The organism is Pseudarthrobacter sp. lyk4-40-TYG-27 (genome assembly GCF_030209295.1).
Taxonomy (GTDB): domain Bacteria; phylum Actinomycetota; class Actinomycetes; order Actinomycetales; family Micrococcaceae; genus Arthrobacter.
On sequence record NZ_JARVSH010000004.1, the window covers coordinates 274,533 to 292,195 of the forward strand.

General features: G+C 67.6%; 16 protein-coding genes. 11 read left to right on the plus strand and 5 right to left on the minus strand.

What is annotated here, in order from left to right:
- Positions 1-141: 141 nt before the first annotated feature.
- A complete protein-coding gene (locus QRM96_RS08955) occupies positions 142-1,590 on the minus strand; it encodes an FAD-dependent monooxygenase (RefSeq protein WP_285319299.1) in 1,449 nt (482 codons plus the stop codon).
- Between the two features lie 362 nt (positions 1,591-1,952).
- Between QRM96_RS08955 and QRM96_RS08960 the strand changes: the two genes are divergently transcribed.
- From QRM96_RS08960 to QRM96_RS08975, 4 genes are all read left to right on the plus strand, one after another.
- On the plus strand, positions 1,953-2,288 hold the full coding sequence (locus QRM96_RS08960) for a YciI family protein (protein ID WP_285319300.1): 336 nt from the start codon (positions 1,953-1,955) through the stop codon (positions 2,286-2,288).
- The gene (locus QRM96_RS08965) at positions 2,288-3,535 is read left to right on the plus strand and encodes an RNA polymerase sigma factor (protein ID WP_285319301.1); all 1,248 of its coding nucleotides are present in this window, start codon (positions 2,288-2,290) and stop codon (positions 3,533-3,535) included. Before QRM96_RS08960 ends, QRM96_RS08965 begins: the two co-directional genes overlap by 1 nt.
- A 311-nt stretch (positions 3,536-3,846) precedes the next feature.
- Positions 3,847-4,476, plus strand: coding sequence for a TMEM175 family protein (locus QRM96_RS08970; protein ID WP_285319302.1), 630 nt, complete (start codon positions 3,847-3,849; stop codon positions 4,474-4,476).
- Between the two features lie 178 nt (positions 4,477-4,654).
- The gene (locus QRM96_RS08975; protein ID WP_240617667.1) at positions 4,655-5,017 is read left to right on the plus strand and encodes a hypothetical protein; all 363 of its coding nucleotides are present in this window, start codon (positions 4,655-4,657) and stop codon (positions 5,015-5,017) included.
- Between the two features lie 40 nt (positions 5,018-5,057).
- Here QRM96_RS08975 and QRM96_RS08980 read toward each other — a convergent pair whose 3' ends face one another.
- Genes QRM96_RS08980 through pdhA form a run of 3 tightly spaced genes read right to left on the minus strand, consistent with a single transcriptional unit; the run spans position 5,058 to position 8,937 of the window.
- Positions 5,058-6,599, minus strand: coding sequence for a dihydrolipoamide acetyltransferase family protein (locus QRM96_RS08980; protein ID WP_285319303.1), 1,542 nt, complete (start codon positions 6,597-6,599; stop codon positions 5,058-5,060).
- A 2-nt stretch (positions 6,600-6,601) separates the two neighbouring features.
- Positions 6,602-7,714: an alpha-ketoacid dehydrogenase subunit beta gene (locus QRM96_RS08985; RefSeq protein ID WP_285319304.1), complete on the minus strand. Its 1,113-nt coding sequence runs from the start codon at positions 7,712-7,714 to the stop codon at positions 6,602-6,604.
- The gene (pdhA, locus tag QRM96_RS08990) at positions 7,711-8,937 is read right to left on the minus strand and encodes a pyruvate dehydrogenase (acetyl-transferring) E1 component subunit alpha (RefSeq protein ID WP_285319305.1); all 1,227 of its coding nucleotides are present in this window, start codon (positions 8,935-8,937) and stop codon (positions 7,711-7,713) included. Before pdhA ends, QRM96_RS08985 begins: the two co-directional genes overlap by 4 nt.
- A gap of 160 nt (positions 8,938-9,097) precedes the next feature.
- Here pdhA and QRM96_RS08995 point away from each other — a divergent pair, with 160 nt between their 5' ends.
- The 7 genes from QRM96_RS08995 (at position 9,098) to QRM96_RS09025 (ending at position 15,105) form a co-directional block, all read left to right on the plus strand.
- Positions 9,098-9,559 (plus strand): Lrp/AsnC family transcriptional regulator, encoded by a 462-nt coding sequence (locus QRM96_RS08995; RefSeq protein WP_109044260.1) that lies wholly within the window; start codon positions 9,098-9,100, stop codon positions 9,557-9,559.
- Between the two features lie 265 nt (positions 9,560-9,824).
- Complete coding sequence (locus tag QRM96_RS09000; RefSeq protein ID WP_285319306.1) at positions 9,825-10,280, plus strand: hypothetical protein; 456 nt, start codon at positions 9,825-9,827, stop codon at positions 10,278-10,280.
- A 73-nt stretch (positions 10,281-10,353) separates the two neighbouring features.
- Positions 10,354-11,493, plus strand: coding sequence for a COG1470 family protein (locus QRM96_RS09005; RefSeq protein WP_285319308.1), 1,140 nt, complete (start codon positions 10,354-10,356; stop codon positions 11,491-11,493).
- A gap of 1 nt (position 11,494) precedes the next feature.
- A complete protein-coding gene (locus tag QRM96_RS09010; RefSeq protein WP_285319310.1) occupies positions 11,495-11,983 on the plus strand; it encodes a hypothetical protein in 489 nt (162 codons plus the stop codon).
- Positions 11,980-14,085 carry a beta strand repeat-containing protein gene (locus tag QRM96_RS09015; protein WP_285319311.1) on the plus strand — a complete coding sequence of 702 codons (2,106 nt, stop codon included), beginning with the start codon at positions 11,980-11,982 and terminating at the stop codon, positions 14,083-14,085. The genes QRM96_RS09010 and QRM96_RS09015 overlap by 4 nt, the downstream gene beginning before the upstream one ends.
- Positions 14,086-14,277: 192 nt before the next feature.
- On the plus strand, positions 14,278-14,484 hold the full coding sequence (locus tag QRM96_RS09020; RefSeq protein WP_018760638.1) for a hypothetical protein: 207 nt from the start codon (positions 14,278-14,280) through the stop codon (positions 14,482-14,484).
- Positions 14,485-14,685: 201 nt separating this feature from the next.
- Complete coding sequence (locus tag QRM96_RS09025) at positions 14,686-15,105, plus strand: hypothetical protein (RefSeq protein WP_285319313.1); 420 nt, start codon at positions 14,686-14,688, stop codon at positions 15,103-15,105.
- Between the two features lie 91 nt (positions 15,106-15,196).
- On the opposite strand, the gene QRM96_RS09030 is transcribed toward QRM96_RS09025, so the two are convergent.
- Positions 15,197-17,662 carry a hypothetical protein gene (locus QRM96_RS09030; RefSeq protein ID WP_285319314.1) on the minus strand — a complete coding sequence of 822 codons (2,466 nt, stop codon included), beginning with the start codon at positions 17,660-17,662 and terminating at the stop codon, positions 15,197-15,199.
- Between the last annotated feature and the right edge of the window lies 1 nt (position 17,663).

Sequence of the window (17,663 nt, forward strand, 5' to 3'; positions counted from 1 at the left end):
GGTGTTGTGGGGAGAACGGTCACGGATATCCTCAGACGGTGCGTTGCTGGCCGTCTGCCTGACCTTGGGCCAGCCTACAAGCACCTGCCTTCCGGCAACAACGTGCAGGCGCACAATTTTCTGTCAAGATCATGCAAGGATTCAGCGGGCTGGACCCAACCACTCCGCCATAGCTTCCGGCAGGCCCGACGCCGAGTGCCCGCCGGCCCAGGCCACGTAGCCGTCCGGACGCACCAGCACTGCCGTGGGTGCAGGCACCACGCCCAGCACCGGAAGCTCCCACGCGCCGTCGTACGTCCCGGAAACCTGCCTCACCCGTCCAGTCCACGCGCCCGCGTCCAGGCCGGGACCGCCCAGTTCCAGCAGCACCGGCCGCGCCTGGTGCAACAGCTCATAAATCCGCACGGATCCCCCAACGGTGGCGATATCCAGGTCGGGCATCCGGCGTCCCACGAGGGGGTGGCCCGTGCCAGGACCGTAGGCGACGTCGAGGCCGGTGACCAGTGCCGTCACCGGATCGGCGGCGCCCTCGCGGCGGAGGACCTCATCCAGCAGGTCCCGCAGCGCCTCCTGCCGGGGATCGGCCTTCTGGAACAGGGACTGCGCCATGGTGTATTTGAGCGCGCGGGCGCCTGCCGGGTGGCGTTCGGCATGGTAGGTGTCCAGCAGGTGGTCCCCGGATATTCCGCGGACCACCTGCGCCAGCTTCCAACCGAGGTTCACGGCATCCTGGAGGCCCAGGCCAATGCCCTGCCCGCCGGTCGGGGAATGGACGTGGGCGGCGTCGCCGGCCAACAGGACGCGGCCCTTCCGATAGGACTCCGCCTGCCGGGTGGCGTCCGTGAAACGCGAGAGCCAAGCAGTGCTGTGCACGCCGAAGTCCGTGCCGAACACATCGGTCAAGGCGCGGCGCAGGTCCTCCAGCGTGGGCTCGGTGGCGGGGCCCAGCTCCGCTTCGGTCACCACCACCCGGACCATGCCGTCCCCCATCGGGTACAGCCCGTGGATGCCGCGGGCATCCACTGTGCCCTGCTGCACGGGTTCGCCGGCCACCTTCACCTCCGCGATCAGGCTGCTGCGGGTGGCGTCCGGGCCGGGGAAGTTGATCCCCGCCGAGCGCCGCACCACGCTGCGTCCGCCGTCGGTGCCCACCACAAACCTGGCCCGCACGGGTCCGCCGCCGGCGAGCTGCACGTCGGCGCCGTCGTCGTCCGCAACCACGCCGGTGACCTCCACGCCCCGCCGGACCTGCACGCCCAGCTCCTCTGCCCAGCCCAGCAGCAGCCGCTCGATGTGGTTCTGGAACAGGGCCAGCGTGTACGGGTGGCGCGTGGGCAGGCCGGCCAGGTCCAGCTGGGTGGCGCCAAACGTTGCCGCCTGAACGGTCTTGCCTTCGGCAAGGAACCGCTCCGCGATGCCGCGCTGGTCCAGCAGTTCAATGGTTCGCGCGTGGATTCCACCGCCGCGGGAGCCGGCCAGTTCCTGGGACGGCCGCCGCTCCAGCACCAGCGCCTCCACGCCCGCCAGGCGCAATTCCGCCGCGAGCATCAACCCCGTGGGCCCGCTCCCCACTATCACCACATCATGCATGTTGTCCCCGCCCGTTCCTGCACCCGCCAGCCGGGATGCGGCACCCAGTATGCGTCAGCCCGGGGGCGTTGCGGCAAGCCCCCCGGAGCGCGGTACCTTGGAAATACAGGGAAGACTGCCGCCCCAAAAGCAGGCGTGCCGCCTTCTCCAGGTTGGGGGTCCCTGAGAAGGCGGCACTGCGTCCAAAGTACTTGCCGGCGCCTGCGGCACAGCCCGCCAACTGCGCTTTCGGCCAAAACTTTAACGATTCCTTTACGCCGTGCGAACTTTTTTAGAGCGTTGTCGATCCGGGCTTCCCCCGCGCGTCGTATGGGTAGGGGCTCCAACAGTGGGCTCTTATTGACAAGCGAAGGGAGTTCAAAATGTCCAAGTATCTGATCCTGATTGACCAGGACGAAGCGGTGACCAGGCAGGCCGAAGGCGAGTCGATCAGCGCCAACTACCAGGAGTTCATGGAACGCCGCGGAGCGTCCCTGATCAGCGGCGCCGCCCTCCACCCGTCCTCCACGGCGACATCCATCCGGCGCGACGGGGCCGGCGGATTCGTGGTGACGGACGGCCCCTTTGCCGAGTCGAAGGAGACCCTGGGCGGCTACTACCTGGTGGAGGCGGCCGACCTCGACGAAGCGCTCCAGATCGGCAAGGAGGTGCCCGCCGGCGTCGGGGTTGAGGTGTGGCCGGTCCGGGTGGTCAGCTGATGGCGCGGGCCGCCGGCTCGGAGGTTGCTGCCGCGGTTGCCGATGCGCACCGTCGGGAGTGGGCGTTCGTGCTGGCGGCCACGGTGCGGGTTGCCGGGGACATTGACGCCGCTGAGGAAGCCGTCCAGGACGCGTACGCCAGCGCCTTGTCCACGTGGGGCGGGAACGGCATCCCGAGCAATCCCGGGGCTTGGCTGACGGTGACGGCACGACGACGGGCCTTGGATATGCGGCGCCGTGCGGCAACGGCGCAACGGGCTCTGCCCAAGCTCCTTGGCCGTGAGGACGACGACGGCGGGTTCACAGATGGGGACGATATTCCGGATGACCGGCTGAGGCTGATTTTTACCTGTTGCCACCCTGCCCTTCCCTTTGAGGCACGGGTGGCCCTGACGCTGCGGCTGCTCTGCGGACTGTCCACGGCCGAGGTGGCGCGGGCGTTCCTGGTCCCCGAGGCCACCATGGCGGCCCGCATCACCCGGGCGAAGAAGAAGATCACGGCCGCTCACATCCCCTACCGGGTGCCGTCGGCGGACGAGCTGCACGAGCGCGTGGACGGAGTCCTGTCGGTGGTGTACCTCGTGTACACCACCGGGCACACGGCGCCGTCAGGAGCCGACCTGATGCGCCGGGACCTTGCCGAGCGCGGCGCGGAGCTTGCCCGGCTGCTGCGTGAACTGCTTCCTGCCGACCCCGATGTGGCCGGGCTCCTGGCCCTGGTCCTGCTGACAGAGGCGCGGCGGGATGCCCGGATGGACGGGAACCGGGACCTCGTCCTGTTGGAGAACCAGGACCGGTCCAAGTGGGACCGGCACGCCGTCACGGAAGGAGTGGCGCTCCTGCGCGAGGCGCTGGCGTCCCGGCCGCCCGGCCGCTTTGCCCTCATGGCAGCCATCGCTGCCGTCCATGACGAGAGCGGGTCCTGGTCCGGCACCGACTGGCAGGAGATCCTTGGCCTTTACGACCTGCTGATGGAGCGGTGGCCCTCCCCCGTGGTCCGGCTCAACCGGGCCATCGCCCTGGGCTTCGCGGTGGGGCCGTCCGAGGGGCTGGCAGAACTCGATGCGCTTGGCGCCGAGCCGCAGCTTGCCAGGTACCCGTACCTGGCTGCGGCGCGCGGTGACTTCCTGGTCCGGCTGGGCCGGCCGGATGAGGCGCGGGTGGCGTTCGAGGAGGCATTGATCCTGACGGACAACGAAGCCGAGCAACGTTTCCTCCGTGCCCGCCTGTCCGGCCTGGCCGGCTGACGCCGCCGGTTGCCGGTTCGCCGTGGCCCGCGGCAAAGGGAAAGCCCCTCCTAGGAGGGGCTTTCAACGTAGTGGTTGTCATTTGGCTTCCGATAGTGGTCGGTGTTTATGCACTCCCCCTTCCCGGACGCCCCCGGGCGCCCATCCGGACTATGACCTAAATCACTTTAGTGACCTCCGGCTAGGGCGTAAAGACCCTAATCGAAAAAAAGCACGGCGTTCGACGGCGGGGCGCGGCCGGCGTCTGACATCGCAGCGACCGGTGCCCAAGCCAGCGACCGGGCATTATGCTTCTGACGGAGGGCAGAACTGTGAACAAAAACCGGCTTGAGGCGTTCAGCGATGGCGTGCTGGCCATCATCATCACCATCATGGTGCTGGAGCTGCGAGTACCTGAGGAGCCCACCTGGCATGGCGTCGCCGGGGTGCTGCCCACCTTGCTCAGCTACCTGCTCAGCTTCGTCTACGTGGGGATCTACTGGAACAACCACCACCACCTGATCCAGATTGCGGACCGCGTCAACGGTGCCATCCTCTGGGCCAACCTGCACCTGCTGTTCTGGCTCTCCCTGTTCCCCTTCACCACCCGGTGGATGGATGAGTCCGGGTTCGTAGAGGTGCCGGTGCTGGTCTACGGCATCAACCTTCTCGCCGCAGCCATCGCTTTCTACATCCTGGAGCAGGCACTCATCCGCGAACAGGGCAAAACCGGGGCCGTCGCCCAGGCCCTGGGGCGCGACTGGAAAGGCAAGGCCTCGCCACTGATCTACCTCGTCGGCATAGCCCTGACCCTCGCCCAGCCGCTCCTGGGTATCGCCGTGTACACGGTGGTGGCGCTGATCTGGCTGGTCCCGGACCGCCGCGTGGAGCACTTCGTGTACCGCGCCCACCAGCCCGGCGACGCCAGCGGCCAGGACCTCCCCGGCCACACCACGCCCTAGGTTTCCTTTCGGCGGGACCTATTCCTCTGGTCCGGGACCATCCCCGGAGATGCACTGGTACCAGCAGGTGCCAGTGCATCCGGCCCGAAAGGAAACGCAGAATGGCCAAGGACACCGCGCTGGCCGCCGTGGGGACTCCCGAAGCAGCCCCGGGGTCACGATGGGAAGCCGTGGCAACGTGACAGCCACGAAGCACAATCCGTCCGCCGTGGCGGCAATCAAGGCAGTCCACACTCTCGCGTGGCTGTCGATTGAGCTGTGCGTCGTCTACGTGCTCGTCACCGGCTTGGCCGGGCGGACCGACAAGCGCGTCGGCATGGCGGCGGCAGTGGTCGCCGCCGAAACCCTGGTATTTGCCGCCAACGGATTCCATTGCCCCCTCACCGGCCTCGCGAAACGGTACGGCGCCGAAACCGGCTCGGTCACGGACATCTACCTGCCAAAATGGTTCGCCCACAACCTTCCGGCCATCCACACTCCCCTGCTGGTGCTGATGGCCTACCTCCACATAAGGAACATCCGCCGAGGGCTGGCCGGCTAAGGGCCAACCTACCGGCGGCGCTCGTCGAACGTGGAGGAGCTCAGATGTCCGCCAGCAAGGACGTGGGGTTTTCGATGGCGTCCGCCACGAAGCGGAGGAAGCCGCCGGCGGTGCCGCCGTCGCACACCCGGTGGTCGAAGGTGAGGGTGAGCTCGGTGACCTTGCGGACAGCGAGCTCGCCGTTGACCGCCCAGGGCTTGTCGATGATGCGGCCCACCCCGAGGATGCCCACCTCCGGGTGGTTGATGATCGCAGCGGATCCGTCCACGCCGAATACGCCGTAGTTGTTCAGGGTGAAGGTGCCGCTGCCGAGTTCGGCGGGTGTCGCCTTGCCGTCCCGGGCCACCTGCGTGAGGCGGCGGATTTCCGCGTCCAGTTCCCGGGCGCTGAGTTTCTCGGCGCCGCGGACGGAAGGCACCACCAGGCCGCGCTCGGTCTGGGCCGCGAAGCCGAGGTTGATCCCGTCGAACGAGACGATCTCCTGCGAGCCGTCCTCCGCCGTTTCGATCCGCGTGTTCAGTTCCGGGTACTTCTTCAGCCCGGCGGTGACGAACCGGGCGATGAAGGCGAGCAGGCCCGGAGCTTCCCCACCCTTGGCTTTGAGTCCTTCCCGCAGCTCCATCAACGCCGTGGCATCCACATCCACCCACACGGTCGCTTCCGGGATTTCCGAGCGGCTGCGCGCCATGTTTGCGGCCACTGCCTTCCGGACACCGCGGACAGGAGTGCGGGCGGAGACGGCGAGACCCGTGCGGGGGTCTGCGGTTTTGGTTTCGACAGGCTCAACCACCGGGGTGCGCCTGGTTTCCGCCTGCTCGACCGCCGGGGTGCGCCTGGTTTCCGCCGGCTCGACCGCCGGGGTGGAGATGGCCGCTTCGACGTCGCGGCGCATGATGAGGCCACTGTCGCCGGAGCCTTGGAGGCCGCCGAGATCGACGCCGTGCTCCCGGGCCATGCGCCGGACCAGCGGTGAAATCACCGCGCCGAGCTTGCCGGGGACGCGGGTGCGCAGGAGGCTGAGGTCGTCCTCGGTGGTGTTGACAGGCTTGGTTTCGACAGGCTCAACCACCGAGAGCGCGGCTTTGGGAGCACGGGTGCGCCGGGCAACGCCGTGACCGCCGGGAGTGCCATAACCGATCAACACATTCCCCGACCCGGCCTTCTCCTCTTCCCGGTAAGTCTCGGCTGCCGCCTCTGAGGCAGCTGGCGCGGATGATGCCGCCCCGGGAGTGGCATCGGGCCTTCCTGAGCCGGACGACATGCTGCTTGCAGCATGGTCGTCCGGCGAAGGGGCGGGGGCGGCGTCATCCGCGTCAGCCCCACCGGCGACACCAGTAAAGAGCGGCGTCACCGAGATCAGCGGCTTCCCCACATCCAGGGTCTCCCCCGGCTTCCCGTGCAGCTCGGTGACGATCCCCGCGTACGGGGACGGAACCTCGACGGCGGACTTTGCGGTTTCCACCTCGGCGATCGGCTGGTCAACAACAATCGTGTCCCCCACCGAAACGTGCCAGGCAACGAGTTCGGCTTCGGTCAGGCCCTCGCCCAGGTCCGGCAACAAAAACACACGTGCTTGGCTCATGGTCAGTTCTCCCACTGAAGGTCGTCGACGGCGTCGAGGATGCGGTCCACGCCGGGCAGGTAGTACTTCTCGAGTTTGGGCGCCGGGTACGGGACGTCGAACCCGGTGACCCGGCGGATGGGCGCGGCCAAGTAGTGGAAGCAGCGTTCCTGGACCCGGGCAACGATCTCGGAAGAGACGGACGCGAAGCCGTGGGCCTCGGCGATCACCACGGCCCGGCCGGTCTTGCGGACGGACTCACACACGGTCTCATCATCGAACGGCACAATCGTCCGCACATCGATCACTTCCAGCGAGCGCCCTTCCAGGGCGGCGGCCTCGGCGGCGGCGAGCGCGGTGGGGAGGGACGGACCGTAGGCAATTAGCGTGGCGTCCGTGCCGGGACGGGCGACGGCGGCCCGGCCTTCGGAGGTGCGTCCCGTCGTCGTGCCTTCCGCCTGTTCGCGGCGCAGCTCACCCAAGTCCACCTGGTCCTTGGTCCAGTACATCTTCTTGGGCTCCATGAAGATAACGGGGTCGTCGGAGTCGATCGCTTCGCGGAGCATCCGGTAGCCGTCCGCCACGGTGGCGGGGGTGTACACCTTCAGGCCGGCGGTGTGGGCGTAGTAGGACTCGGAGGAATCGCAGTGGTGTTCCACTCCGCCGATGCCGCCGCCGTACGGGATGCGGATGACCATGGGCAGTTTCACGGCTCCCTTGGTGCGGTTGTGCATCTTGGCCACGTGGCTGACAATCTGCTCGAACGCGGGGTACGCGAACGCGTCGAACTGCATCTCGATCACCGGGCGCATCCCGTTGATCGCCATGCCGACGGCCATGCCCACAATGCCGGATTCGGCCAGCGGAGTGTCGAAGCAGCGCTGTTCGCCGAACGTGGCGGTGAGGCCGTCGGTGATGCGGAAGACGCCGCCCAGCATGCCCACGTCCTCGCCGAAGACCAGGACGGAGGAGTCGGCGTGCATGGCGTCGGCGAGCGCCGTGTTCAGGGCTTTGGCCATGGTGACCGGCTGCGGGCCGGCGGCTTCGGCGGACGCCGCCGCGGAGGCTGCGGCCCGGGCGGTGGCGGCGGAAACGTTGCCGTTGGCCTCGGACGAGGTGGTGATGGTGGGGCTCACTTGCCGGCCTCCTGTGAATCAGTAGCTGCTGCATCGCGGGCGAGTTCGTCGGCGAGCATGGCGGATTCTTCCGCCAGCTGCGGCGTCTGCCGGTCGAAAACGTGGCGGAACAGTTCCTGCGGGTCGACGGGAACGTCCTCGCTGAGGCCTTCGCGGAGCTGCGCGGCAACGGCCTCGGCGTGTTCACGGATGCGGGCCTCGCCGTCGTCATCCAACAACCCGCGGTCCGTGAGGTACGTGCGCATCCTGTTGACCGGGTCCTTGGCCCGCCACTCGGCAACCTCGCTGTTTTCGCGGTAGCGGGTGTCGTCGTCGGCGTTCGTGTGGGCCTGCATGCGGTACGTGTTCGCTTCCACCAGCAGCGGACCGGAGCCTTCTCGGGCGAGCTTGACGGCGCGGTCCAGGACGGCCAGGAGCGCCACGACGTCGTTTCCGTCCACGCGCTCGCCGGCCATGCCGTAGCCCACGGCCTTGTGCGCGAGCGACGGCGCCACAGACTGGTGCGCCAGCGGCACCGAGATGGCGTACTTGTTGTTCTGGACGAAGAAGATCACCGGCAGGTGGAAGACGGCGGCGAAGTTGAGGGCCTCATGAAAGTCACCTTCGCTGGTGGCTCCGTCGCCGCACATGGCCAGGACCACGGTGTCCTCGCCGCGGAGCTTGGCGGCGTGGGCCACCCCGACGGCGTGCAGCAGCTGGGTGGTCAGCGGGGTGCACTGGATGCCCACCTTGTTTTCGAGGGGGTCGTAACCGCCGTGCCAGTCGCCGCGGAAAATGGTCATCACCTGCACCGGGTCCACGCCACGGGTCATGACGGCCACGGCGTCGCGGTAGGTGGGGAACATCCAGTCGCCGTCGGAGAGGCACAGGGCGGCGGCAACCTGGCAGGCTTCCTGCCCGTGGCTGGAGGGGTAGACGGCCATCCGCCCCTGGCGGACCAAGGCGGAGTTCTGGTCGTTGACGCGGCGGCCGACGACGAGTTGCTCGTAGGCTGCCAGCAGTTCCTTGTCGCCGGGCACGGGGTATTCGTGGCCGGGCTGGGTGCCCTGCTCACCTTCGGGGATGAGCCGGCCGTCCGGGTCCACCATCTGGATCTGGTGCCGGGCGGGGAGCATGTAGTCCTCCACCGTGATGCCGAACTTCTTCACAGCTTCGGTCAGCGCGTTTCCTGCTGGCTCGGTGCTGGTGGTGTCCGGCGCGGTGTGGTCTGCGGAGATCGTCATTGGTCCGTCCTTCGGTTGCCACTATTCGCTCCCAGTATGGTCCCGCAGCAGGTTTCGTATCTACCGGGTGGGCAAATCGTGGAGAAGCTGCTTCAAAGTGCCTACTATGGGAGACGATTTGTAACTGTGACGTGGATTACCGACGGGAGCCGTGGACAAAATGCCGGGCAAGGATGCAGCAGCCGAGGTCCCGCTGGACGACATTGACCGCCGGATCATCAGTGAGCTCACCCGGGACGGACGGATGTCCGTCACCCAGGTGGCGGAAAACGTGCACATCTCCCGGGCACATGCCTATTCGCGGATCGCCCGGCTGACCGGCGACGGGGTGCTGACCCGCTTCACCGCACTGGTAGACCCCATCAAGGCAGGGCTGAAGTCATCGGCCTATGTCACCCTCAAGCTGAAGCAGGACTCCTGGCGGGAACTTCGGGACCAGCTGGGCGCCATCCCGGAGGTACACCATATCGCCCTGGTGGGCGGTGATTTCGACGTGATCCTCCTGGTCCGGGCCGTGGACAACATCGACCTTCGCCGGGTCATTTTCGACCAACTGCAGACCATGCCGGGCGTCCTGGATACGCAGACTTTCCTGGTGTTCGAGGACGTGGATACGCGGTAGAAGCGGGCTAATTCGCCGAGCATGTTCGTCGCCGGTGCCGGGACGTAATGCCGACGCGCACGTCAGGGCGCTGCCCACCCGCGCGAGTACTCGACCCCCGATCCAAGTAGCGGTCAACTCCAGTCGCTGGAAATTCGGGTACCACTACGTGTTGTTGCGCCCTTTTGCGTTCGCAAATATTGGGTCATCGATCCACCGGAAGGCACCTCGATGGAGCCACCTATGGGGGAACGGGTTCTCAATCACACACACAAGGAGTCTTTCCATGCGCCCAATGACCAAGAAGAACAAGATCGCCGCAGCTGCCGCTTCCATCGCCCTGGTGGCCGTTGGTGGCGGTGCGGCGTATGCCTACTGGAGCACCACGGGCGGTGGTAACGGCTCCGCGGTAGCCTCCTCCGGCACCAGCCCCGTCACCATCAACGTGACCGTGGCGCCGGGCGTTGCCCCAGGCACGCCTAAGAACATCACCTACACCGCCGCCAACCCCAATGCCAGCAACACCCAAGTGACGCTGGCAACCCCCGTCGTCACTACCGATGTTGAGGGCTGCCTGCCTGCCTGGTTTACGGCCACCGCTCCCACCGGCGCCACCAACGTTCCTGCCGGCGCGACAGCCACTGCCCTGGGCACCGGAACCCTGACCCTGACTGACAGTGCAACGGTCAACCAGGATGCCTGCAAGGGCGCAACCATCACCGTGACCGTCGGCAGCAACTAGCCAACAGCTGGCCGGGGGCGGCGAAATCCGCCCCCGGCTTGCCGTCGTCTGCACCAAGGAACAAGGGGGGCACATGGTGCACAAGCAGGACGGGCCATCGCGGCACGGCACACGGAACGGCATCAAGGCAGCGCTGATAGCGCTGCTGTTGCTGCTGGGCAGTGCGGGGGCGCTGATCGCGGCATCGAACAATCCAAAGCCGGGCATCACTGTGCAGGTCTCCCCTGCCAGCCAGTCCGTCCAGCAGGGCCAGTCGGCCTCCTACACGGTGACGGTGACGTCCACCGGAGGATTCAGCGGAGCCGTCAACCTGGCCACCGCGGGACTCCCGGCCGGCGCGGCAGGCGCCTTCACGCCGTCGTCCGTCACCCTGACCTCCGGCAGCAACGCGACCGCAACGTTGAACGCCACCACCGGCGCCACTACTCCGGCCGGGACCAATGCCCTGACCATTACCGGAACCAGTGGCAAGGTGTCCGGCAGCGTGGACGCCAGCCTCACCGTGAACTACAAGATGTCCACCGCGTTCTCGGTGGCATCCACACCGGATTCCGTCACCGTCCCGCCCGGGGCAACCGCCGTCTACACGCTGCAGTTGGCCCGCAACAACTTTCCCGCCGCCGTTTCCTTCAGCGTCCAGGGCGGACTGCCCGCCGGCGCCACGGCAACGTTCTCTCCCACACCGACAACCGGAAATTCGAGCACGCTCCAGGTGGCAACCACGGCCGCCTCACCAACCGGCAGCTACAACCTGTACCTGGTGGGGACCGGAAAAGACTCTGCCGGGAAATCGCAGTACGCCTACGCGAACGTCCAGCTGGTCCTGGATTCGACCATCAAGCAGTTCACCCTCTCCGGGAACGTGCCCGGGACACTGTCGCCCGGCACCTCGGCCGCACTGGACCTGCAGATCAGCAACCCGAACAACAAATCTGTTTCCCTGAGCAACCTGTCCGTAGCTATCGCGGGGGTTACCAGGAGCGCGGATGCCACCGCGAAGAACCTGGCCTGCACGCCGGCCGATTTCGCCCTCACCCAGTACAGCGGGCCATACCCCCTGGTGGCGCCGACTGGCAGTAGTTCGCTGTCCGGTCTCCGCCTGGCACAGTCTGCTTGGCCGCGGGTGGGGATGCTGGACAGTTCCAGGAACCAGGACGGTTGCAAAGGCGCAACCCTCCAGCTCACGTACTCGGGATCAGGACAGGGGAACTGAGATGACCAGCACCCACAGGCATCGCGGCATCAAGGCCGCGGCCCTCGCCGGGCTCCTGGCCACTGCCGGCGCCGGTACCGCCTACGCCTACTGGTCCGCGGCAGGCGGAGGCTCCGGGTCCGCCGCGGCCGGCACCATGCAGGCAGTCACAGTCGACGCCCTGGTGGCCGGCGACAACCCGAAGACGGCCCTCATCCCGGGCGGCAGCGCCGACGTCGTGCTCCGCCTGACCAATCCCAACCCGTATTCGGTGCAGGTTTACGGCGTCACGGCGAACGGCCCCGCCGCCGCTGATGCCGCGCATCCGGGCTGCACCACCACCGGTGTCCGCTTCGCGGGTGCCGCGCCGCTCGCTCCCGCAACGTACGTTGCCGCCAACTCATCAGCACTCATCACCCTCCCCGGAGCGGCCACCATGGACACCACTTCCCTCGCCGCCTGCCAGGGCGCAACCTTCAGCGTCCCCGTGACGGCGGAGGTGCGGAAATGAGGTTCCTCCTGCTGCGCCGCCCGTCCCGCCGGCTGCCTTGGATCGTTACCGCCCTGCTGCTCCTGCTGGGAACGGGCACCGCCGCCTACGCGTTTTGGGCCTCAAGCACCAGCAGCAGCAACGCGGCCGCCGCTGCAGACACGCTCTCACCAGGATCGAAGCCTGCGGTCACCGCCGCCGGCTCCGCATTAACGGTCACCTGGGCCGGCGGCACCACGGTGAACGGACGCGCCGCCACCGGCTACACCGTTGCACGCTATTCGGCGGCCACCGGCGGCACGGCTACCCCGGCCACGGGCGGCTGTGCCGGGACCGTCACCACGCTTACCTGCACGGAACAGTCTGTGCCCGGCGGCCTCTGGTACTACACGGTGACGCCTGCGATCGCCCTGTGGACCGGCGCCGAGAGCCCGCGAAGCAACGGCACCAGCAGTGACTCCACCGCACCGGTGGCCACCGTTTCCGGGATCTCGCCCACGCCCAACGCGGCCGGCTGGAACACCACAAGCCCCGTCAGCGTGACGGTCACGGCAGATGACGGGGCCGCCGGGTCCGGCGTCGCCTCCATTTCCTACGTGCTCGACGGCGGCGCGCAGCAGACGGTCAGCGGCGCTGTGGCCGTTGTCCCCGTCAGCGGCGACGGGACCCACACGCTCACATACTTCGCCACGGACAACGTGGGCAATGCCGGGTCCGCGCAGAGCCAGACAGTGCGGATCGACACCCAGGCACCGGCCGCGCCGGCGTTCACCCCTCCGGCGTACGTGAATGCCGGCAACGTTGGAGCCGTGCCGCTGACAGGCACCGCTGAGGCGGGGTCCAAGGTGACGCTTGTTGCCAGTGACGCGGGTACGGGGCATTCTGTTACGGCCACCGTGACGGCATCCGGGGCGGGTACCTGGTCTGCATCCCTGGACTTGACCAGCCTGAACCAGGGCACCGTCACCTACTCGGCCACGGCCACGGACGCCGCGGGCAATACCAGCCCGGCCAGGACGGCTACTGCCACGAAGGACACGGTGGCTCCGGCCGCAGCGCAGTTCTCGAGCGTGCCGCAATACGTGAACAGTGCCGGGGTTGGTTCGGTTCCCATTTCCGGCACCGCTGAAACCGGCGCGGTGGTGACCGTTTCGGCGATGAGCCCGGGTTCAGCCGCAGCGGTTACCGGCACGGCGACTGCCACGGCTTCAGGCTGGGCGGTGAATCTCAACCTCACGTCCCTGAGGGACGGAACGGTGACGTACACGGTCACCGTGGCGGACTCCGCGGGCAACACTAGCGCCCCTGCCACCGCGACCGATACGAAGGACACCGTGGCACCCGTCCTGACCATCACGGCGCCGATGTTCGTGAACCTCAGCAGCAACGTGGCGGCGGTCCCGGTCAGCGGAACCACCGAGGCGGGGACGGTCGTGAACGTGACGGTCAGGAACGGAGTCTCGCAAAGTGTCACCAAGCAGGTCACAGCCACCGGGACGGCCTGGTCCACCACCATGGACCTGTCCTCCCTGACCGACGGCACCCTGACTTACACGGCGGCTGCAACTGATGCTGCAGGAAACCCCGGGACGGCCACTGCTTCCGGCATTACCGCGAAGGACATGGTGGCTCCGACGGTTACCGCGGTCACGCTGGTGAACAGCGGGGGCACGTTGGGCAAGGTGGAACAAGGGGACTCGCTGACAATCCAGTTCTCCGAACAGATCGACGCAACGAAGATCTGCTCTAACTGGACCAACAGCGGAACTCAGACTCTGAGCGGCAACAACAACGTCACCGTGAACATCAGCACTGCCAACCTACTGACGGTGACCAGTACAAGTTGCACCTTGAACCTGGGCTCGATTGCCCTGGGATCCAACGCCAAGTACGCGTCAGCCGGCGCCCTCAGCTTCAGCGGCAATGGCAACGCGAGCAACATGAGCTCCGTAACCTGGGACGGGTCCAGCATCCTCACCATCAAACTGGGCAAGTCCGGCGGAGGGACCTCCGGGACCACCACCACCCCGGACGCTCCCACCTACACCCCCGGGACCGGCTTTGCCGACCCGGCGGGCAACCCGCTCGGTTCATTCGCACTCACGGCAACATCTCGTTTCTAGGCCCGGCGCAGCGGCTCCCCGTCGGTTCGTTGCCGGGGAGCCGCTGCGGCTTTTCGAGACATGTGGGTTTCCCGGTCACTTCCGGCAGCGCACCACCAAAACCGATTTGCCCGTGCGTATTGATAAACACAGTGGTTCAATGGCGATTGTGCCCCACAGCACAGTCAGGACCCCGAACACCAGGAGGACAGTATGGCTGGAATCAATGCGAAGTTCGACAAGGAATACCTCGACAAAGGCATCGACGACTTGGCTGCGGCGCCGGTCGAAGCACTGAAGGGCCTTTCCGAGGGCGACGCCCAAAAGCTCAAAGAGGCGCTGAACATCAAGACCGTCAAGGACTTGGGGACCAACAAGTTCTTCCTCTGGGCCCAGGCCGTCTCCAAGCTCGCGGAGTAGCGGGCACATGCACAGAATCAAGGAAGCCCCTGGCGCACACATGCCAGGGGCTTCCTGCTGGTCAGGGGCACAAACACCAACGTCCAGCGGCCCAAGAATCTCCACAGCGGTTGCACAGCGGAGCCCTACATCGGGAACAGCCGGGGCCCGGATGCTTGATTCATCCCCCTCCAGCGGAGGGCCAACCCAGAAGGAGCCCACATGAAGACCACCGTAAAGTCAGCGATCGCCAGCCTCGCCCTCGCAGCAGCCATCGGCGGTGGCGCCTTGGCCAGTGCGGCGTTGCCGGCCAATGCCGCCACTACGGACTCGAGCACCAGCCAGTCCAGCACCGGCACGTCCACCAGTCAGGCTCCGCGGGACGAATCAAAGGGCGGCCACCAGGCCAACGGCATCACGGAGACGCTCCTCACCGGGGACACCGCGACCAAAGTGACGGACGCCGCCCTGGCGGCGAACCCCGGCGCCACCATCCAGCGCGTGGAAAACGACGCCGAAGGCGCCACCTACGAGGCCCGCATCATCACGTCGGATGGAACGCGCGCCACCGTCTACCTGGACGCCTCCTTCACCGTCACTTCCACGGAAACCGGCGGCCCCGGCGGCGGCCCGCAGGGCTGACCCGGAAGTACAGTAACCCAACAGGAAACCCATTGAGCCCGGCACCCTTTTCACAAGGGTGCCGGGCTCAAAGGTGCAACCGGTCCGGTGGTCAGCCGGCGCTGGAAGTTGGCGCCGGAACAGGCGTGGCACCGTACCCGGCGTCGTTGGTGGGTGCCGGCGTCGCACCCGTAACGGCCGACGTCGGCTGCCCGCCTTCCACGTACTGGCCCGCCGGTGCCGTGGCCGCCCCGGTCCCTGCCGGGGCGGGTGCGGCGGTTTCGGCGGGTGCCGTCGCGGGAACCGCAGCAGGGCTGTCCACCGCCGGGGCGGTGGGCCCCGTGGAGGGAACGCCGCTGGGGCCCGCGGACGCCGGGGACGTTGCCACCGAGGTCCCTCCGGCCACGGAATTGCCCTTGACGATGGACGTGATCTGGTCTTTGTATCCGGACAGCGTGGCTTGGATCTCGGAGAGCGGCACGTCCTGGATGTGCCTCCCGTAGTCGGCGATCTGCGCCCACAATGCCTCGAGCTGCTGCTTGGCGGCCGCATCCAGCGGACCGTCGATCGTGAGGACAAGCTGGCTGGCCAGCGCATAGGTCAGGCAGTCCAGGCAGTTGTAGTTGGCGGCCGCGGAGAGGTTCTGCGGCACGATGACATCGGCCTGCCCCACCACCAGCACCACCTGGAAACCCACGGCCACGGCCGCGCACCCGGTGCAGTTGGCGAAAGCGTAGGCCTCGTTGGTGCTGGTCACAGGCTCGCCGTCCTCGGCCCATACGAGCGCGAACGCCACGCTGTAGGCCACGGAGCCGTCGGTGGTGTTGACGGCGAGCGCCTGGTTTCCGTCGGCGGCCGGCGCGGCTGGCCGGTCGAACGGGAACACCCAGGACGGAGCGGATGCGGGCGAGGCACTGCCGGACGCAGTGCCGGGCGATGCACCCGCCGGGGATCCGCCAACGGGCACCAAGACCATGCTCAGCTGCGGGTTGTCCCGGGTGGGCTTGGCGGCTCCAGCGGGCCACAACGCAAGGGTCCGTCCGGCACTGCCCTGCCGCAACGCCCCACTGTCGCGGACGGGAAGGATGGCCCGGGTGGCATCACCGATCGTCCCGCGTTCGTACGCCTGGACCGGACGGTACGTCCCGCCGTCGGGCCACCACGCCCAGGCCAGCCCGGCGAGCAGGACGGCCACGGCACCCATGGCGATGGTCCGCTGGACCAGCTTGCCGCGGGTCTTCTGCCACAGCCCCGTCACCAACTGCCGCAGCAGCCGCACCACGATGTACAGGACGCCCAGCACCGGCACCGCCACCACCACCATGGCCAGCGCCCGCACCGCCACGCCCGCGAAGTCACCGGCGGACAGGCTGGCAGCGAGCTGTTCCTGCTGCTTCCCCGCGCTGGCCCAGCCCGTGGCCAGCAGCCTGGGCAGGGACAGCACCATCATCACCATGCTGAAGAGCAGTACCGGCACGGTGACCAGGACCCAGGCGGTGACGACGGCGCGTGCCCAGGGCTTGAGCACCTTGCTTTCCGGGTTCCCCCACCGCCACGGCAGGATCCCCAGGAGGGTGGGTTTGATCCGTTGGAAGAGGTCCGGCACCCCGGTGGCGTCGGCGAGGATGTGGTACCCGTCGTACTTCACCAGCGGGATCAGCTGGCGGACCATCTGCAGGATCTGGGTAACCACCACCAGCAGCAGCGCGTCGAAGCCGGTGGCCCACCACAGCCCCATGATGGCCACCGCCACTATCGCGTTGAAGTACAGGCCGCCGAGGTCGGTGCGGATCCTGCCGCCGCGGCCCAGCCGGTAGGAGTCGGTGACGTCGGTGAAGAATGCCGGCCACAGGAGATACAGCCCGGCCCCCATGGCGCCGGGGGTTGCGCCGCCCTTGCGGGTGGCGGCGGCGTGGCCGAATTCGTGGAAGCCGGCGGAGAGGATGGTGACGGCGAGGATCAGCAACAGGAGGGCGGGCTGGGCAAACGCCTCGTGGGTGGCCGAGCCCAGGCCCTTGACCATGAGCACCCACCAGCAGGCCGCCAGGAACGCCGCGGTCACGGCCACCACGATCAGCGGGTTGAACAGGACAGCGAACGGCGCGGTGATCCTGCGGGTCCGTTCGGGATCCGTCACGATGTAGCGGAACCGCAGGCCCAGCAGCGGGTTGGACTTCTTGACCTCGGGCTGGCTGCCGTCGGCAAGCCGCAGCAGGCCCATCGGGAGCAGCTGCGAATCCATCAGGGTGCGCACGTTCTCCGCGCTGACCAGCCGCCCGGATCCCTCGCTGGCGTGCCGGGCGATTCCGTCGAGGTCCCGGTTCCCGTCCGCCGCTTCCAGCACCAGGTACAGCAGCCGGGTGAGCTGGAGGGTCTGGCCGTCGCCGCGGCGCACCAGGGCGGGCGGCTCACGGTAGCCGGAGCCCTCAGCCGTGCCAAGCAGCTGCACGCCGTCGGCCAGGGCCGGAAGGTGGACTCCCGCCGTCGTACGTCCTTGGCCCGGCGGTTCCTGGGCGAGGGAAACGCGTGACGACGGCGGGCCCGCCTCGGGAGGCGGGCCGCCGTGGGTTTGGGTCATC